21 protein-coding genes are annotated in these 16,993 nt (G+C 41.8%); 1 reads left to right on the forward strand and 20 read right to left on the reverse strand.

Annotated features, from left to right (window positions below; all coding sequences use genetic code 11):
• Window positions 1-130 precede the first annotated feature (130 nt).
• Window positions 131-901 (reverse strand): TatD family hydrolase, encoded by a 771-nt coding sequence (locus tag NST31_RS10980; RefSeq protein ID WP_339160598.1) that lies wholly within the window; start codon window positions 899-901, stop codon window positions 131-133.
• Between the two features lie 179 nt (window positions 902-1,080).
• Window positions 1,081-3,033 (reverse strand): methionine--tRNA ligase, encoded by a 1,953-nt coding sequence (metG, locus tag NST31_RS10985; RefSeq protein ID WP_077111876.1) that lies wholly within the window; start codon window positions 3,031-3,033, stop codon window positions 1,081-1,083.
• A 345-nt stretch (window positions 3,034-3,378) separates the two neighbouring features.
• Between metG and NST31_RS10990 the strand changes: the two genes are divergently transcribed.
• Window positions 3,379-3,672, forward strand: a complete 294-nt coding sequence (locus NST31_RS10990) for an AbrB/MazE/SpoVT family DNA-binding domain-containing protein (protein WP_077111877.1) — start codon at window positions 3,379-3,381, stop codon at window positions 3,670-3,672.
• A gap of 49 nt (window positions 3,673-3,721) precedes the next feature.
• On the opposite strand, the gene NST31_RS10995 is transcribed toward NST31_RS10990, so the two are convergent.
• The 18 genes from NST31_RS10995 to NST31_RS11080 all read right to left on the reverse strand — a co-directional run bounded on the left by NST31_RS10995 (window position 3,722) and on the right by NST31_RS11080 (window position 16,973).
• Window positions 3,722-4,189, reverse strand: coding sequence for an S-ribosylhomocysteine lyase (locus NST31_RS10995; protein ID WP_077111878.1), 468 nt, complete (start codon window positions 4,187-4,189; stop codon window positions 3,722-3,724).
• A 3-nt stretch (window positions 4,190-4,192) separates the two neighbouring features.
• A complete protein-coding gene (locus NST31_RS11000; protein WP_077111879.1) occupies window positions 4,193-4,834 on the reverse strand; it encodes a class I SAM-dependent methyltransferase in 642 nt (213 codons plus the stop codon).
• A 677-nt stretch (window positions 4,835-5,511) separates the two neighbouring features.
• Entirely contained in the window at window positions 5,512-6,387 is an 876-nt protein-coding gene (gene rsmI, locus NST31_RS11005) for a 16S rRNA (cytidine(1402)-2'-O)-methyltransferase (RefSeq protein ID WP_077111880.1), read from the reverse strand.
• Window positions 6,362-6,649 (reverse strand): GIY-YIG nuclease family protein, encoded by a 288-nt coding sequence (locus NST31_RS11010; protein WP_339160601.1) that lies wholly within the window; start codon window positions 6,647-6,649, stop codon window positions 6,362-6,364. The genes rsmI and NST31_RS11010 overlap by 26 nt, the downstream gene beginning before the upstream one ends.
• Complete coding sequence (locus NST31_RS11015; RefSeq protein ID WP_339160602.1) at window positions 6,636-7,379, reverse strand: tRNA1(Val) (adenine(37)-N6)-methyltransferase; 744 nt, start codon at window positions 7,377-7,379, stop codon at window positions 6,636-6,638. The genes NST31_RS11010 and NST31_RS11015 overlap by 14 nt, the downstream gene beginning before the upstream one ends.
• A gap of 80 nt (window positions 7,380-7,459) precedes the next feature.
• Window positions 7,460-7,828: a DNA replication initiation control protein YabA gene (gene yabA / locus NST31_RS11020; RefSeq protein ID WP_077111883.1), complete on the reverse strand. Its 369-nt coding sequence runs from the start codon at window positions 7,826-7,828 to the stop codon at window positions 7,460-7,462.
• Window positions 7,829-7,840: 12 nt separating this feature from the next.
• Entirely contained in the window at window positions 7,841-8,668 is an 828-nt protein-coding gene (locus NST31_RS11025) for a stage 0 sporulation family protein (protein WP_077111884.1), read from the reverse strand.
• Complete coding sequence (gene holB, locus NST31_RS11030) at window positions 8,661-9,668, reverse strand: DNA polymerase III subunit delta' (RefSeq protein ID WP_077111885.1); 1,008 nt, start codon at window positions 9,666-9,668, stop codon at window positions 8,661-8,663. The genes NST31_RS11025 and holB overlap by 8 nt, the downstream gene beginning before the upstream one ends.
• A gap of 13 nt (window positions 9,669-9,681) precedes the next feature.
• Window positions 9,682-10,122, reverse strand: a complete 441-nt coding sequence (locus NST31_RS11035; protein ID WP_339160603.1) for a YaaR family protein — start codon at window positions 10,120-10,122, stop codon at window positions 9,682-9,684.
• An 8-nt stretch (window positions 10,123-10,130) separates the two neighbouring features.
• Entirely contained in the window at window positions 10,131-10,460 is a 330-nt protein-coding gene (locus NST31_RS11040) for a cyclic-di-AMP receptor (RefSeq protein ID WP_077111887.1), read from the reverse strand.
• 178 nt (window positions 10,461-10,638) lie between these two features.
• Entirely contained in the window at window positions 10,639-11,280 is a 642-nt protein-coding gene (gene tmk, locus NST31_RS11045) for a dTMP kinase (protein WP_077111888.1), read from the reverse strand.
• 334 nt (window positions 11,281-11,614) lie between these two features.
• Complete coding sequence (locus tag NST31_RS11050) at window positions 11,615-11,788, reverse strand: sigma factor G inhibitor Gin (RefSeq protein WP_339160606.1); 174 nt, start codon at window positions 11,786-11,788, stop codon at window positions 11,615-11,617.
• A 177-nt stretch (window positions 11,789-11,965) separates the two neighbouring features.
• Window positions 11,966-12,232: a pro-sigmaK processing inhibitor BofA family protein gene (locus NST31_RS11055; RefSeq protein ID WP_077111890.1), complete on the reverse strand. Its 267-nt coding sequence runs from the start codon at window positions 12,230-12,232 to the stop codon at window positions 11,966-11,968.
• 81 nt (window positions 12,233-12,313) lie between these two features.
• Window positions 12,314-12,526, reverse strand: coding sequence for a YaaL family protein (locus tag NST31_RS11060; RefSeq protein ID WP_077111891.1), 213 nt, complete (start codon window positions 12,524-12,526; stop codon window positions 12,314-12,316).
• 13 nt (window positions 12,527-12,539) lie between these two features.
• Window positions 12,540-13,139 (reverse strand): recombination mediator RecR, encoded by a 600-nt coding sequence (gene recR / locus NST31_RS11065; RefSeq protein WP_077111892.1) that lies wholly within the window; start codon window positions 13,137-13,139, stop codon window positions 12,540-12,542.
• A gap of 12 nt (window positions 13,140-13,151) precedes the next feature.
• Entirely contained in the window at window positions 13,152-13,472 is a 321-nt protein-coding gene (locus NST31_RS11070) for a YbaB/EbfC family nucleoid-associated protein (RefSeq protein WP_171973904.1), read from the reverse strand.
• A 22-nt stretch (window positions 13,473-13,494) separates the two neighbouring features.
• A complete protein-coding gene (gene dnaX / locus NST31_RS11075; RefSeq protein WP_339160609.1) occupies window positions 13,495-15,186 on the reverse strand; it encodes a DNA polymerase III subunit gamma/tau in 1,692 nt (563 codons plus the stop codon).
• A 101-nt stretch (window positions 15,187-15,287) separates the two neighbouring features.
• A complete protein-coding gene (locus NST31_RS11080; protein WP_339160611.1) occupies window positions 15,288-16,973 on the reverse strand; it encodes a DUF2207 domain-containing protein in 1,686 nt (561 codons plus the stop codon).
• Window positions 16,974-16,993: the final 20 nt, after the last annotated feature.

A 16,993-nucleotide genomic window follows, 5' to 3' on the forward strand; every position in this document is an offset into this window, starting at 1 on the left:
ACGACTCCTCCTTTTCGTCTCATGAATGAGCGTTTTCTATATTTGAGCCATTCCTTTACGGGAATTGCTTCGATTTACTTTCATTCAATGTTTATCAGGAAGAGTTTGTAAAGTTTAGGGGTATGAAGGATTATTCATGTATGCCAAATAATTTTTTCGCATTTTCTGTTGTCGCCCGGGCGACTTCTTCATAGGATATTCCTTTTAATTCGGCAATTTGTTCAGCCACAAGCTTTACATACGCCGGTTCATTCCTTTTTCCCCGGTACGGATGCGGCGCCAAGTAAGGACAGTCCGTTTCGATCAGCAGCTTGTCCAGCGGAACTTGCTCGGCTACTCTCTTTGGTTTTTTGGCATTTTTAAACGTAACGGGACCGCCTAAAGAGATGAGAAAATTAAGTCTTAAACATTCTTTGGCAGATTCTGCGCTTCCGCTAAAACAATGCATAATACCGCCGATTTCCTTGGCATCTTCTTCCTTCAGGATCTGAATGATATCCTCTGTCGCTTCACGATTATGTATAATCAGCGGCAAGCGCAACTTCTTTGCGAGCCTGATCTGTTTGCGAAATACTTCTTGCTGAATATTTTTCGGCGACTTATCCCAATGATAATCAAGCCCAATTTCCCCATAAGCAACTACTTTCGGATGGCGGGCCTTTTCTTCAAGCCACACCAAATCCTCTTCCGTCATGTCGATGGCATCAACTGGATGCCAACCGATGCTTGCATATAAAAAATCATATTTATCAACTATTTGGAGAGCTCTTTCGATCGTTTCCCGATTAAAACCGACAACAACCATATGCTCTACCCCTGCTTCTTGTGCCCGTTTCATAACCTCTTCCAAATCATCGTTAAATTGTTCGTCATTTAAATGGACATGCGTATCAAATAACATAGGCTCTTCTCTCCTTTAACGAGTATAAAGTATTTAAAAGTAACATAAGTCACAACAAGATAACATTTATATTACAAAAAAAGAACATAGGGAGTCGGGCTGAAATAGGGACCTAATCAGCCTTTCTCTCTATGCCCCCAATACTTTGGTCATTTTCTGAATTTTTATTTACATTAAGTTTATTTTACAATAGCACCATTTTGTAATCTTTGATCAACAGATGCTACCGACAAAACACCATTTTCTTCTCCGGCCAAAATCATTCCCTGCGACAATTCGCCACGAAGTTTGACAGGTTTTAAGTTGGCCACCACAATCACTTTTCGACCGATTAAATCTTCAGGCTTGTAAAATTCCGCAATGCCGGAAACGACCTGCCGCTTTTCATATCCGAGATCCAGCTGTAATTTTAACAGCTTATTCGCTTTTTTAACCGGCTCACAGTCAATCACTTCCGCCACTCTTAACTCCACTTTCATAAAATCATCGATCGTAATTTCAGGTGATTGTTCCGGCTTTTCTACAGGTTCCTTTGCCGGCTGGGGTCCTCTCATTTCGCGTTGGATATAGCTGACCTCTTCTTCCAGTTCAAGCCGCGGAAAAATAGGTTCCCCCTTTTCAACAACTTTCGTCCCTTCCGGGATATTACCGAACGTTTCCAAGCTTTCCCACGATGTAAATTGGTCATCGGCGATATTTAATTGGGAAAATATCTTTTTCGGTGTTTCTGTTAAAAACGGTTGTAATAAAACCGCCGCCCTGCGAAGTGACTCGGCCAAATGCACCATGACACTGCCTAATTCCCGGCGCTTTTCTTCATCTTTCGCCAAAATCCACGGTTGTGTTTCATCAATATATTTATTCGTCCGGTTGATCATATGCCAGATAGACGAAAGGGCTACGGAAAACTCCATATGATCCATCGCTTTTTCATAATTTTGAATGGTTTCTTTATGCTCATCAAGCAATTCATTGTCAAAAGGAGTAATAGACCCTTCATAAGCTGGTATGACACCGTTAAAATATTTATTGATCATCGCGATCGTTCTGTTTAATAAATTTCCCAGATCATTTGCAAGATCGAAATTGATTCTTTCAATGAACCCTTCCGGAGTAAAAACGCCATCAGAACCAAACGGCACTTCCCGCAGTAGATAATATCTAACAGCATCGAGACCGTAACGTTTCACAAGCATAACCGGGTCGACGACATTTCCTTTCGATTTGGACATTTTGCCGTCTTTCATGAGCAGCCATCCATGGGCAAACACTTTTTTGGGTAGCGGCAAATCCAAAGCCATCAGCATAATCGGCCAATAGATCGTATGGAAACGGACAATTTCTTTTCCTACAAGATGTACATCTGCCGGCCAATATTTTACGTATTTTGAATCGTCGTCCGAGCCGTATCCAAGAGCGGTTATGTAGTTCGTCAACGCATCGATCCATACGTAAATGACATGCTTCGGGTCACCAGGAACGGGAATCCCCCAGTCAAATGTCGTCCTTGATACGGCCAAATCCTCAAGGCCTGGCTTAATGAAGTTGTTGATCATTTCATTTTTTCTTGATTCGGGCTGAATAAATTCAGGATTTTCCTCGTAATATTGAAGAAGCCTGTCGACATACTTACTCATTCTGAAAAAGTACGACTCTTCTTTCACCTTTTCCACCGGGCGGCCGCAATCCGGGCAATTGCCGTCTTCAAGCTGGCGCTCCGTAAAAAATGACTCGCAGGGCGTACAATAAAAACCTTCATATTCATCTAAATATATATCGCCTTGATCCAGAAGGCGCTTGAATATTTTTTGAACGACTTCTTTATGGCGCGGCTGTGTTGTGCGGATAAAATCATCATATGATATATCCAGCAACTTCCACAGCTCCTGGATGCCGCTCACCATTCGATCTACGTATTCCTTCGGCGTAATGTTTTCCTTTTCCGCCTGCTTCTGTATTTTTTGTCCATGCTCGTCCGTTCCCGTCAAATACATCACATCATAACCGCGCATTCTTTTATAACGAGCCATCGCATCTCCGGCCACCGTCGTATACGCATGGCCGATGTGCAAGTTGCCGCTCGGATAATAAATCGGTGTTGTTAAGTAAAAAGTTTTCAGTTTCTCCTTCACACTATTTTCCTCCCTCTCATCATTGCCTCTACTAATGGACTATATATTAAACGGTTTTTGCCATCATCATGTCCTCTTCTACAGTAAAAATATACGTGAAATATAACAATCCTGCAACTTGAGGGCTATTATAACAAATAGAAATTCTTATTTAATTACCAATATTGACAAAACTAGTCAACTTTTCATAGGCCATTATATTCAATAAATTTACAAATTCTTTATTTAATAATTGACGGATATGGGAAAGACTGGTACTATTGATGTAGCTACATAGGCTATAAAACACGATCGTTTTGATATAAATGGGTGAAAGAGAGAAGAGAAATTGGGGAGGGCAATGTAATGAAATCTACCGGAATAGTGCGAAAAGTGGATGAACTTGGACGGGTTGTCATCCCGATTGAGCTTAGGCGGACACTTGGCATTGAAGAAAAAGACGCGTTGGAAATATATGTTGATGATGAGAAAATTATTTTGAAAAAGTACAAGCCAACCATGACCTGCCATATAACAGGAAATGTTTCAGATGACAACGTGCTGCTCGCAGGGGGAAAATTGGTATTAAGCAAGGAAGGCGCGGACCAGCTCATCAATGAAATTCAGGAAGCTTTTAAAGCGAAAGAACTAGGAGTATAACGATAAAAAAGCCGCATCCTTAAGGAAACGGCTTTTTTCACGTAGTGATTCAAAAAACTTCCTTCCATTCATCTTTATGATCCAGCATCTTCCGAGCGATTTCTTTGGCGCCCTCCAAACTATGACTAGCAGCCCATCCGCATTGAACCTCGTTACAAGCCGGTACTTCTGTCGCTTCCAACACATCGTTCAATGTTTTCTCTAAAATGTGTAACACTTCTTCATAATCATCATGGTTCACAAGAGACATATAATAGCCAGTTTGACACCCCATTGGACTGATATCCACTATTTTGTCGGAATGGTTCCGGCTGTATTCGGCCATCATATGTTCCAATGAATGCAGTGCCGGCATCTTCATATGTTCCTTGTTCGGCTGACAGAAACGGATATCATATTTCTTGATGATATCTCCTTTCTCTCCCTTGATGACACCTGCAAGCCTGACATATGGGGCTTTCACCTTCGTATGATCCAAATTAAAACTTTCAACATTCATCTTTTGATTTGCCATCATCGCTCACTCCTTTTTAGTCGCTTCCATAAGCCATACAAAACGATTTTTTTGTGTAAAGGTTACAGCAAAGCCTGCTTCGCCAAATAGATGATTCATTGTGGAAATAGTCGGATAAAACTCTGTCTTCAAATCGGCTGCCAGGCGATTAAATTGTTTGCTTTCCGCTTCCTTAATCATATCCTGTTTCACTTCAATACTCACGAAAATTGTATCAGCAAAAACAATTCGGCCTCCTTCTCCGAGCATTTTTCCAAAGTTTTGAATGGCATCCGCTTTTTCCGCATCTGTCAAATGATGGAATGCATATGTGCTGACAATTGTATCCGGATTTCGTTCCGGCATTGGAAATTCGAGAAAATCTCCTTCAACAATTGTCGCCCCAGGCAATTTATGGCGAGCAATGTTTCTCATTCCTTTGGAAGGTTCAATGCCATATACCTCTTTCTCCATCTTGATCATTTTTTCTGTCAAGTTTCCCGTACCTACCCCAAATTCAAATATATACCCTTTTGCTTTTTTTGCAACCTCCAAAAGAATGTCATCATATCCTTCGAATACTTCTTTATATTCAATGTCACGGCCACTAACCGTTTGATCATATGTTTTTGACCAGTCGTCAAACAACTTATCAAATTTTCGCGTCAACCCCATTTCCCCCTTTTCTTATAAAAATACTATGAATTAATGTATAATTACTGTACCATCTGATTTTTAAAAAAGCAATGGGCCTTTAGCGTATTCTTCAAGCAAAAAAGAGACTGGAACATAAGCAAATACGAAATAGCAAAAGGGCCGGGACAAAACCCTGTGAAAATGAAATAAACCGCATGGAATCAAGTTTAAAAACCTTGATTTCACGCGGCTTTATTCTCACGATTTTTACGAATATCTATCAGCTTTTAACCTATGTTCCAGCCCTTATTTGTGTAAAAAAATCCCCATCATCGCTTTCCGCAGGTCTCTTCAGCTTCCTCGGAAAGCAAAGGTCGCTTTCCTGCGGGATCTTCAGCTCGAGCTATTCCCTCAGGGGTCTACCTATTTTGACTACGCTAAAAGCTTGCGTATGATACACTGGGACAATTTATCCCGCATATAAGGTGCCCAATTGGTTCAACTAACATTCAGTAGAAGCCCTACTGAATGAAGTTTCACTTTATTGTTCGTTTTTTCATTAGCTGATTTAGTTGTGTCCCAGCATAAAGAAGCTCGATGATCCAAATTTACATTTTTGAATCATCAAGCTTTTTTGTCATGCCTAATTTTCACTGAGAAAATGGATAGAATTCACCAATAACAGTATTGACTTTATATAGTTAGCCTCATTATGATTCACCGATATGATAAGCTTGATAAATTTCTCGTTTGGGCACCTTCCGGTCTTTTGCAACAAGTTTGATGGCTTCTTTGGCCTGAATTCCTTTCTCTGATATATACTGATTCACATGATCCTTTATCGTGAGTGGCGCCCACCATGATGGTTCTTCTTCTTTCTCTTCTCTGCTTCCTTCAACGACCAAACAAAATTCTCCGCGAATTTCTTCGGTTTTCGTCCAATCAAGCGCTTCTTGGATCGTCCCGCGCAAAAATTCCTCATACTTCTTTGTCAGTTCCCGGGAAAGGACTATTTTCCGGTTTCCCCATATATCCAGCATATGCTGGAGTGTTTCTTTCAAACGGTGGGGCGCTTCGTAGATAAGGATCGCTCCTTGTTGAAACTTCAAACGTTCCAGCGCTTTTTTCTTCTCTTTTTTCCCCCGCGGCAAAAAACCGAAAAAATAAAATGGCTGCGGCGGCAGTCCCGAAGCAATAAGCGCTGTAATCGCAGCATTGGCCCCTGGCAAAGGAATGACCGAAATTCCTTTTTCAATCGCAGCTTTGACCATTTCAAAACCGGGATCGGAAATGCAGGGCGTTCCGGCGTCGCTTACAAGCGCCACTTTTTCCCCTTTCATTAATCGATCAACGATCTGGCGGCCGCTTAATTCTTTATTATGCTCGTGATAACTTACGAGGGGAGTATCAATTTCAAAGTAATGGCATAATTTTTTTGTATTCCTCGTATCTTCGGCAGCGATGACATCCGCTTCCTTCATGAGCCGAATGGCCCGGAACGTCATATCTTCCAAGTTTCCAATCGGAGTAGGTATTAAATAAAGGATTCCTTCGACACTTTCATGATTGCTTTTCTGACTGCGCATCTTGTTCACCAGCCTTTAAAAATTGCTCTTTTTGGTGCCGCGACAGACGCTTGAAAGCATATTCGGCCCGCAATGCTTCCCCTTTTTCCCCAAACTCCTCAAGATAAATCATGCTCACCGGCACTCTTGTCCTTGTGTATTTTGCCCCCTTGCCAGCATTATGCTCCGCCAGCCTGCGCTTGGGGTCCACCGTATAGCCGCCATAATATGATCCGTCGCCGCATTCAAGTACGTAAAAATAATGTTTATTATTGTTCTCCATATAAAATCTCTCTAATTTCAGGCGTATATTCGTTATTTTCGTCATAGACAAACAAAGGAGGCAGCGTCTTTAAACCGGCATTCCCGTTTTTTGTCCCTTCCACCAAAATCGTATTCGCCTCTTTTCCGCTTTTCGGATATACAAAGCGCAGGCGCTTGGGCTCAAGCCGATATTGCCTCATCAGCGTTAAAATATCGAGCAACCTTTCGGGCCTGTGGACAAAAGCCGCCTTGCCCCCCTGGCGCAACAGCTGGCTGCTCACACGAATGACGTCTTCCAACGAACAAAGAATCTCATGGCGGGCGATGGCCAAATATTGATTTTCATTCATAACATGTGGGGAGGGAGAGGCGAAATAAGGAGGATTACATGTGACAACATCGAACTTGCCGTAACCGACTGTTTCGGTGATTTCCTTTAAATCACCATGAATCATTCGAATTCGATCCTCAAGCCGGTTGTATCGAATGCTCCTGACAGCCATTTGATAGAGGCGCTCTTGAATTTCCACACCTGTAATGGCGGCTTTCGTTTTACTGCTTAGTAAAAGCGGCACAACCCCATTACCACTGCATAAATCAATAATATTTCCCTTTTGAATCGGGATATAAGCAAAGCGGGCCAGCAAGACAGCATCAAGTGAAAAAGCGAACACTGTCGGGCTTTGAATGATTTTAAGATTTTCGGCCAAAAGATAATCCAGCCGTTCGTCTTCGTATAACTCTATCACGTTTTCTCACTCCATTACAGCAGACATCTTGCCGCACTTGAAAATAGCCTTCCCAAATATAGGAAGGCCTTTGTTCGTCTTTATTTTTTATTCAAGAAGGATAGGCAAAATAGGCAATCTTCATCCCTGCGCGGGCTTCCAAAATGGATATTGCAAATATGGAAGCCTTCCTGATACAAGCGGGCCAAATTATCATAGCCCTCACCAATTTCTTTCATTCGATCATATTCAACGTGCTCGTCCTTTTTTTTGTCGGCCGATAAGAAATTTTCCTGATCCATTTCTTGATTCAAATGTCTACGCAAATGGTCGTTTTCCAGTTTTAGGGCATGATTTTCTTCAATCAGCTCCCCCAAATACTGCTTTAATTCGCCAAGTTGCTGATATAACTGGCCGATTTGCATTTCCATATTACTGACTGAATCATAGAGTTCCTTCTTATCTTTCATCATACCACCCCATTAGTCCGAGGCCTGAACAGACGTCACACTCTTAGCTGTAATCTCTTCTAACGTATATTCTAAAATCCGCTCCTGACCGGACATTTCCACTTGCAAAATTCTTTCCAAAATATTTAAGCCAATCACTTTTCCCGAGCCATTCGGCGTACGAATAACATCCCCTACATCAGGAAGTTCTGCTTTAGCCGCTTCATATTCGTCGTTTTCATATTTCAAACAACACATAAGCCGGCCGCATAATCCGGAAATCTTTGTTGGGTTTAACGATAAATTTTGGTCTTTTGCCATTTTGATCGAAACAGGCTCAAAATCACCCAGAAAAGTGGAACAGCAGAGCATACGCCCGCACGGTCCAATCCCTCCAAGCATTTTGGCCTCATCTCTTACGCCAATTTGCCTCAATTCGATTCTTGTACGGAAAATAGAGGCCAGGTCTTTTACCAACTCCCGAAAATCAATCCGTCCGTCCGCGGTAAAATAAAAAATGACTTTGTTGCGGTCAAACGTATATTCAACATCGACGAGCTTCATATCAAGTTGATGCTCGGTGATTTTTTTTGAACAGATTTCATATGCTTCTTTTGCTTGTATTTTATTTTCTTCAACGTTTTGCTTATCTTCCTGATCGGCAATCCTGACAATTTTTTTAAGCGGCAACACAACATCATGTTCGCTTACTTGTTTCTTGTCTGTAACGGCTTTTCCAAATTCTATTCCCCTTGCCGTTTCAACAATGACATAGTCATTCCTGACAACAGGATGATCCTGGGGATCAAAATAATATATTTTACCGGCTTTTTTAAACCGGACACCCACTACATTATACAAAAGAAGGTCCCCCCTGCAAATTCAGCACAAGCTGTTCCATTAACAGCTGAGGATTCATATTTGCGTGTATTTTTTTCTTGGCTTCCAAAATGGCTGTTATTTGTTCCGAAATCCTTCTTAGCGACGTTTGCAGCGCATCTTTTTCCAGTTTTTCCTTTATATCCGGATAAACTAGTTGCCGATCCTTCCCCAAGTGTATATAAAACAAATCTTTATATAAAAGCAGTAAAAGCGATAAGCCTAAATCAAGCTGAGACCTATCTTTAAAATGGCTCAACCAATCATTTTGTAATGCGGTCATTGCATAGAGCGGATTTTCTTTTAAGATGTCATATAATTTTAACACTATCATTCGGGCTTGTGCAAACCAATCTTCGTCATTCAGCCTGACGGCTTCTTCCAAATCATTCGTTACAGCGGCCAACAGCACCGCTTTTGTTTCATGAACCCCCGAATGCAATAGCTTTTCCAAAAGCTGTTCCCGGCTTAATGGGTGAAATGGTACTTTTTGACACCTTGACATAATGGTCGGCAACATTTGCTGTGGCTGCTCTGTAACGAGGATTGCCATCGTTTGCACATGCGGCTCCTCCAAAAATTTGAGCAGACTGTTGGCCGCTTGTACGGTCATTTTTTCTGCATCAATGAGAATGTATATTTTCCTCTTTGATTCCATACCCGACTTGCTGAATTCAGTCCGCAATGAGCGTATTTGATCTATTTTAATGGAAGCACCGTCCGGCTCCACGACATGAACATCAGGGTGGTTGCTGCTTTCAATTCTTCTACAGTTGCTGCAGCGGCCGCATGGATTCATATGATCACGACTATCCTCACAGAACATGCTGGATGCGAGCAACATGCTTGCCGCGCGTTTCCCTGTGCCCTGTTCGCCTTCAAATAAATATGCATGGGCAATACGGCCGTATTGAATGCTATTTTTTAACAGTCTAGCCGCGACGGGCTGTTCGCGTGTAAATTGTTCCCAGTTTTTGGCCACCGGTAACTCACCCTTACGTGTATAAATGAATGAGCAGCCCTTTTATTTCGCCAATCTTATCCAAAATATAAATGGACTGCTGTTCTTCTTTCAGTATGTCATTCGTTAACTCAATCAATTTTTCATCTATCGTCTCAACAATCTGAAGCGTTCTTCCGTCAGAAAATCGATTCCAACTATGAGATTGTTTTAAGTTCATGCCGAATTCAACAGCTTCCTGAACAAACCTTTTAACAAGCTGTTTATATTTAGCCAAGTCTTGGAAACTCCGCGTCTTTCCAAGCCGTTCGCCAGCTGCGGATAAATCGGCCATTAACGTGGCAAGCTGCTCCTCTTGCAGTTTCATCCCTTGAAAGGAAATCATCTCGGAAAATCTGGGGTTGTCCGTACGTTTTATTTTTTGCCCGGTCACGAAGTGTCCTGATCTTGATTTGGATGTCTCGTTAATTTTCATAAGCTACCCTAAAATTGATGAAATTGCTCGATTGGCAGGACAAAAACCGTGGCTCCCCCAACGGACACTTCAACTGGATAAGGAATGTAGGAGTCGGCATTTCCTCCCATTGGTGAAACCGGAGCCATTAATTGCTCCCGAGATTTGCAATTTTCCCTAATGACTTCGAGCGCCTTTTCCACACGGATATCTTCTGTCCCAATCATGAATGTTGTATTTCCCGATTTTAAAAACCCGCCTGTCGTCGCAAGTTTAGTAGCTCTAAAATTATGTTCAACCAACGCGTTCATCAACCGGTTGCTGTCCTGGTCTTGAACTACGGCCATTATCAACTTCATGTATATCACCCCTTTAAAAAAGTGAAAAACAAATATTTGTTATTATCATTATTATATCAGTTAAACGAATATGTGACATCGTTATATGATCCATTATATCCAAACATCTTCTATTTCGAATCAACCATATTTCTACATTGTTGTTCAATAATATTCTTTGCAGCCATAAAAAGTACCATTACTTTGTTTCGTATGATTTCAATTGTTCTTCAATAATATTCTTTGCAGCCTCGTAAACATTATCCAGCGGTTGGCTCGCATCAATTTCCATCATACGCTCAGGAAAACGGTTTAACAGCAATTTATAACCTTCTCGTACTTTTTGGTGAAATTCAATCGTTTCCAAATCAAGGCGGTTAATCTCCCTTCCCGCGTGTTTGGCAATTCGTTTCAGCCCCGCCTCAGGTTCAATATCAAAATATAGCGTTATATCAGGCATCAAGCCATTGACGGCAAACTGATTAATCGCATATACCTCATCAATCCCAAGCCCCCTGGCAAATCCTTGGTAAGCAAGGGAGCTGTCAATAAAACGATCACATAATACAAGCGTGCCGCGTCGAAGTGCCGGTATAATTTTTTCCGTTAAATGCTGACGGCGCGCGGCCGCATATAACAAAGCTTCCGTTCTTCCGTCCATCATCGTATGTTCTTTGTCCAAAATAATCGTTCGGATCTTCTCGGCAATTTCTATTCCTCCCGGTTCACGGGTAGCAAGAACAGGTACCCCGGAAGCGGAAAAATCCATACGCAGTCTTTCAATAATAGTCGTTTTTCCCGCTCCCTCAGGACCTTCCACAGTAATAAACAATCCACACATCCCTTTACCTCCGCAAACTATATATGTCGTTTAGTATAACGTTCTTTTTACCGGAAATGAACCTTTTGCTGTTTCCCTTGAAACCTGTCATGATTCACACCAGATCTTTCATTGGTCACTCATCCCCCAGCAAGAAGGAAGCGAACTGCCTCCCCCGCATCATATTTTACTATAAAGCGAAACTTGTTGTTAGTTAAGCCATTTGGGCTTACTGATAGTTGATCCCCCGTACATTCTCAACTTCCAGCGATTTCTTGCAGTGGGGGCATACTGCCAGTTAATTCGGGGTGGAAAAAACAAAAAAAACCGGGCTGTATCCGCAAAAGCCTGGTTTTTATGTCACGATTTTCGTTTCTTTAATAACCTTCATTTGTTCAATGTAAAACTTATATTTTGGATCATCCGTGTCCGTTTTGACCATTTCTCTCTCACATTCCGTACAGATAAACGATGTATAAAGATGTATACCGATTTTTTTCGGCTGCTCGCAAATAATGCACTTTTCCATCTCTCCACCTCCACACAAAGTAGTGTACCCAGCTGGATAAATTGTATACACAATTTATAAGATTTGTTAGTTTTTAAAATCATTGCTTTGTAAATTCTATGCAGGGTAGACAGTTACTGTGTTTGTCTTTTAAAAAACAGAAAAAAACGAAACACCCGCCACGGTTTGGCGAATGTTTCATGGAATCACATATAGTTGAATGAGAGACAAAGCTGCAACACCCGGCAATCCTAGAAAACCTGAAATTGCGGCGGTGATCCAATTAATTGGGACGTACAAACCAAATTGATTGCCAAAGGCATTTAAAAAAAATAAAAATAGCGCTCCGATGACCAGCTTCATTGCTGATTGACCAATGAATCGAATCAGCCGACCGGGCCTTCCCGATATGAGCAAAAAAATGATAAGACCAGCCAATGATGAAATAATGATAATGGACTCCAAGCTTTCCCCTCCTGTTCTCCCGTCCTATATTATTTATTGTATGAACGGTCTGTCCAAAAAGAACGGCAGGCGGCTTGGTAGTTATTTTTTTATTGATACTTTTCTTAATTTCGCTTCACGTAAAAGATAAATATATTTTGCTTTTGCCATGAGCGCTTTGTATTTTAATTCATCATGCTCCCCATAACTTAAATGCATCAATTGTTTTAAATGAAGCCAATTATTTTTTGTCTCTTCAATCAGTTCAACAAATTTTTGATCATATTCTTTCCGGAGTTTTTTTCTCTGAAACATGCGGCGCCTCTCCTTACAAAACTTCTCTTCTGCCTTCCAATGCCTTTGATAAAGTGACTTCATCCGCATATTCAAGATCGCCGCCAACCGGAAGTCCGTGGGCAATTCTTGTCACTTTAAGGCCGGATGGCTTTAGAAGCCGGGAAATGTACATGGCTGTCGCTTCCCCTTCTATATTGGGATTCGTCGCCAAAATCACTTCTTGAACGGTTTCGTCTTGAAGCCTTTTAAGCAAATCCGGAATGTTGATATCTTCCGGTCCAATTCCTTCCATAGGAGAAATAGATCCGTGCAAGACATGATAAAGACCTGTATATTCTTTCATTTTTTCCATGGCAATCACATCTTTCGGCTCCTGAACAACACAAATGACGCTGCGGTCACGCCGTTCTTCTTTACAAATATAACAAGGGTCCTGATCAGTAATATGCCCGCAAACCGAGCAGTATCCAAGATCCCTTTTTGCATTGACCAATGCTTTCGCAAAATCAAGGACGGTGTCTTCTTTCATGCCAAGAACGAAAAACGCCAGGCGGGCAGCTGTTTTCGGCCCGATTCCCGGCAGTTTCATAAAGCTGTCGATCAGCTTGGATATTGGTTCTGGATAGTGCATGTTGTTAACCTCCTAAAAGCCAGGAAGGTTTAATCCTTTTGTAAATTGTCCCATCGTCTGGCTCGTTAATTCTTCGGCCTTTTTAAGCGCATCGTTTGTCGCGGCCAATACAAGGTCTTGAAGCATTTCAATGTCGTCGGGATCGACAACTTCTTCATCAATTTTGACTTCAAGCACTTCCTTATGGCCGGAAACAATAACGGTGACCATACCGCCGCCAGCTGTGCCTTCTATCTTCTTTTCACCAAGCTCTTCCTGGGCTTTCGCCATTTTCTTTTGCATTTTTTGCATTTGCTTCATCATGCCTTGCATATTTCCCATTCCTCGCATCATTAAAAACCTCCAAGATAGAAAATTAGTTTTTGATTTCGAGAAGATCTTCCCCAACAAGCTTGAGCGCCTCGGCAACGAGAGGATCTTCTTCATTCGTTTTCACCTGGTCGCCATCCGGCTTTTTCTTTTCTATGAATTCCCGGCGGATTTCCGACCATTGCTTTTCGGGAACCGCGATAATTTGATAAGCTGTACCGGCCAGTTCTTCCAACGTTTGAGACAGCGTTTGAAAATATGTTTCATTTTCCATGGCCATCCGGCAATGTATATCATGTTTAAATTTTAGTACAAACGCATTCGATGAAGCGGCGGATGGTTCTGCATCGTGGAGAAGTGCCGCCAGTTGCACCATTTTTTGACCGTTCAACGATTCAAGCAAGTCTCCCCAGCAGCTTTTAATGGCATTTAAATCCTGGCGTGTTGCATTCTCCAAAACCTGCATGATGGGTCGGGCATTGACCCGAAAATCTTTTGCATTGCTTCGGACCGCTTTTCTTGGAGCCGGATCGCTTTTTGCTTCTGCCGATCTTTTGGTTGATTGTTCTTTCAACAATGTTATCTCTTTTTCAAGCGCCTCGATCTTTTTATACAGTTCTGTCACTTCAGGCGCGTCATTTGGGAAAGATTTCACTTGCGTTTGGCATAGTTTCACAAGGCAAACCTCTAAATAAGTGCGTGCATGATTTGAAAATCGCATTTCCTGCTGTGTTTTGCTTAATATATCGATGTATTCATAAATCTGCTCAGGAAGCATTGATTCAGATAACTGTTTAAAATCCTCGTCCAATTGGGCGCGGACCATTGCTTCTTCCAACTCGGGTGCCGTCTTGTAAAGCAAAAGGTCGCGAAAGTATAAAATAAAATCTTCCGAAAACCGAGCTGGATCCTTCCCCTGCAAAAGCAACTCCTCAAGGGCGCCCAAAGCAACAGCAACTTCTTTCTCGTGAATGGCCTTCGCCAACTTGTTCAAACTGCTTTGGGAAATGGAGCCGGTTACCGTCAGTGCGTCTTCCACCGTTACCATATCCGTGCTGAAGGAAATCGCTTGATCGAGCAGACTCAAAGCGTCCCTCATGCCTCCCTCGGCAGCAGCGCCGATTACGTGTAATGCCTTTTCATCATATTTCAAACCTGTTTCATTTGCAATATGAACCATTCTTTTTACAATATCATGCGCGGTGATTCTTTTAAAATCAAAACGCTGACATCTAGAAATGATCGTTAACGGAATCTTGTGGGGCTCTGTCGTTGCCAAAATGAAAATCACGTGTCGGGGCGGCTCCTCCAATGTTTTTAATAATGCATTGAAGGCTCCGATGGACAGCATATGCACCTCGTCAATAATGTATACTTTGTAGGATACGGCATTGGGCGCATACTTTACTTTATCACGAATATCGCGGATTTCTTCAACTCCATTGTTGGATGCGGCATCAATTTCAATCACATCAGAGATGGACCCGTCCATGATGCCTTGACAGGCCGCACATTCATTACACGGTTCAGATACCGGCATGCGTTCACAATTTACTGCCTTTGCCAGTATTTTGGCCGCACTTGTTTTTCCAGTTCCTCTGGGACCGGAAAATAAATAAGCATGGGATATTTTTTGTTGGAGGAGAGCATTTTGCAACGTTTTGGTGACATGTTCCTGGCCGACTACATCTATAAAAGCCTGTGGGCGCCAAACTCGATACAATGCTTGGTAACTCAATGCCTCTCCCCCTTTCTTTGCCATTTTAGTGAATTTCGCTGTTTATATTATACCTTAATTAGGCAAGAAATTACAGAAACAATCCGTAATGACGAATGTCTTTAAAAAGCACCTGAGCCTCCTCCGCCGCCGTCAACGCCACCTCCGGAATAGCTGGTGTCGGAACTGTCAGCAGAAGCCGTATTCATTATATGTTCATCTGCTAATGCAAATGAAGAAGCAGTGTTCAACCCTGAATAGAAGAAAACGTCCACCGTAGAGTAGCTGGCCACGCTTGTTTCATTCTTTTGAATAACTTGGCTAAAATAATCCGCCAGACGGTTCTTTTTCGTCCCCATACTATATATTAGCAAACGCTTTTTATCATCCTCGCTTGATTGTTCCCATTCGGAGACAGGAATTTGCTCATACTCTTTTTCGAGCTTGTTCCACTCCTCCTTTAAAAGCATACCTTCATATGAGATAGGCTTATAAAATATAGCCAAACATAAGCTGGCGAGTCCCAATGCCCCTGCCTGGAACATGAGTCCATATAGGTCATAGATGATGAAAAAAGCAGAAGCAATAAGCATAGCCGTACCCGTCGTTCCAAGCGTCCATTTTAATAATGGATTGTTTTCATGGAGATTTGATTGATCGATCTCTTTTTTGATTGCATCTTTCCATCGGCTTATTTCTTCCTCATATCGATCATGGTTCGATTCCAACTGTATGTACTGTTCCAAATCATTCAGGGTAAATGTTTTATTCCCCCCCACCTTTTCAAAGAGCAAACGAAGCAAAATCTTTTCATGAGCTTTTTCCGCTTCCCCATCCAGCAGCAAAAACCGGTCCTCTGAAACCTGCCGGACATATCCTTTTCGTACAAGATCCATTAAAGCTGCCGCCAGCAGTTCCGGTGAAAATTGATATAAAAAATAAAGAATAGCCGGCATGCTCAACTTTTGTTTTGGAATCATATATTTCCTGCTATTAATTTCATTTTTGGCTGCTCGTTTTCTTTGTTTACTCTTCATTGCCTCAGATGCGATCACCCCAATAAAAAGAGCACCAAATATCAATAAGAACCATTTTCCAACTGATGAGGTTTTCTCCCTGTTTTCCGCAAATGTTTGTGCTTTGTCAATCAACTTTTGTTGCTCATCCAGCAATGTTTCGCGCATTTCTTGATCAGAGGTTTCAGTCAAGTCCGGAAATAATGCCGAATCATATGCCACCCGAATATCCCCATTTTCACCAGCTTCCACTTTATGTAACTGGAATGTAACAGCACCGCTATTTCCAACCTTCTCCTTACCGAACGATTCATCATACCCAAAGGCAATCACATCATCCGTTTCAGCAGGGGGATGGACCGTGATAGTCATGTTCCCATAATCCGCTTCATTGCGTTTATCAAAAAAAGGCCAATAAAACTCTGTTATATCAGGATGCTTAGAAAGACCGTTTTTAATCATATAATGGAGTTCTACACTAATATTCTCATCGCTCCCGCTTCGAGACACTTTATATAAATCTTTTTCTTTCTTTACTTTTAGCTCTTTTTCGCCTTCATTCGCTGTAAAATCGGTTATTTCCGCACCTTTCTTCGGAATTATTTCCCGGGTAATTCCGCGAAATTTGTCATCAAAAGAATAAGATTGGACTTCAGTCACTCGCACATCCCCATTTTTTTGCAAATAGGCATCGATGGTTACATCCGTTATCGAAAATTCCACTGCCATAGTCTGAATAGGCCATGCCCCAATCATAAACAAAATCAATATGAAAACAAGCTTTTTCTTCATCACAAACACCTCACTTTCCT

It is taken from the genome of Siminovitchia sp. FSL W7-1587 (assembly GCF_037963795.1).
GTDB lineage: Bacteria > Bacillota > Bacilli > Bacillales > Bacillaceae_C > Siminovitchia > Siminovitchia thermophila.

What these genes read in the sequence shown, in the direction of transcription:
- NST31_RS10990 (WP_077111877.1), top strand. Translation starts at nt 3,379, where the DNA reads ATGAAATCTACCGGAATAGTGCGAAAAGTGGATGAACTTGGACGGGTT.
- rsmI (WP_077111880.1), bottom strand. Translation starts at nt 6,387, where the DNA reads ATGCGCAGTCAGAAAAGCAATCATGAAAGTGTCGAAGGAATCCTTTAT.
- recR (WP_077111892.1), bottom strand. Translation starts at nt 13,139, where the DNA reads ATGCACTATCCAGAACCAATATCCAAGCTGATCGACAGCTTTATGAAA.
- NST31_RS10995 (WP_077111878.1), bottom strand. Translation starts at nt 4,189, where the DNA reads ATGATGGCAAATCAAAAGATGAATGTTGAAAGTTTTAATTTGGATCAT.
- NST31_RS10980 (WP_339160598.1), bottom strand. Translation starts at nt 901, where the DNA reads ATGTTATTTGATACGCATGTCCATTTAAATGACGAACAATTTAACGAT.
- yabA (WP_077111883.1), bottom strand. Translation starts at nt 7,828, where the DNA reads ATGAAAGATAAGAAGGAACTCTATGATTCAGTCAGTAATATGGAAATG.
- NST31_RS11060 (WP_077111891.1), bottom strand. Translation starts at nt 12,526, where the DNA reads ATGTTTCAGAGAAAAAAACTCCGGAAAGAATATGATCAAAAATTTGTT.
- NST31_RS11080 (WP_339160611.1), bottom strand. Translation starts at nt 16,973, where the DNA reads ATGAAGAAAAAGCTTGTTTTCATATTGATTTTGTTTATGATTGGGGCA.
- NST31_RS11070 (WP_171973904.1), bottom strand. Translation starts at nt 13,472, where the DNA reads ATGATGCGAGGAATGGGAAATATGCAAGGCATGATGAAGCAAATGCAA.
- tmk (WP_077111888.1), bottom strand. Translation starts at nt 11,280, where the DNA reads ATGTGTGGATTGTTTATTACTGTGGAAGGTCCTGAGGGAGCGGGAAAA.
- NST31_RS11010 (WP_339160601.1), bottom strand. Translation starts at nt 6,649, where the DNA reads ATGGAGAACAATAATAAACATTATTTTTACGTACTTGAATGCGGCGAC.
- NST31_RS11040 (WP_077111887.1), bottom strand. Translation starts at nt 10,460, where the DNA reads ATGAAGTTGATAATGGCCGTAGTTCAAGACCAGGACAGCAACCGGTTG.
- NST31_RS11035 (WP_339160603.1), bottom strand. Translation starts at nt 10,122, where the DNA reads ATGAAAATTAACGAGACATCCAAATCAAGATCAGGACACTTCGTGACC.
- NST31_RS11050 (WP_339160606.1), bottom strand. Translation starts at nt 11,788, where the DNA reads ATGGAAAAGTGCATTATTTGCGAGCAGCCGAAAAAAATCGGTATACAT.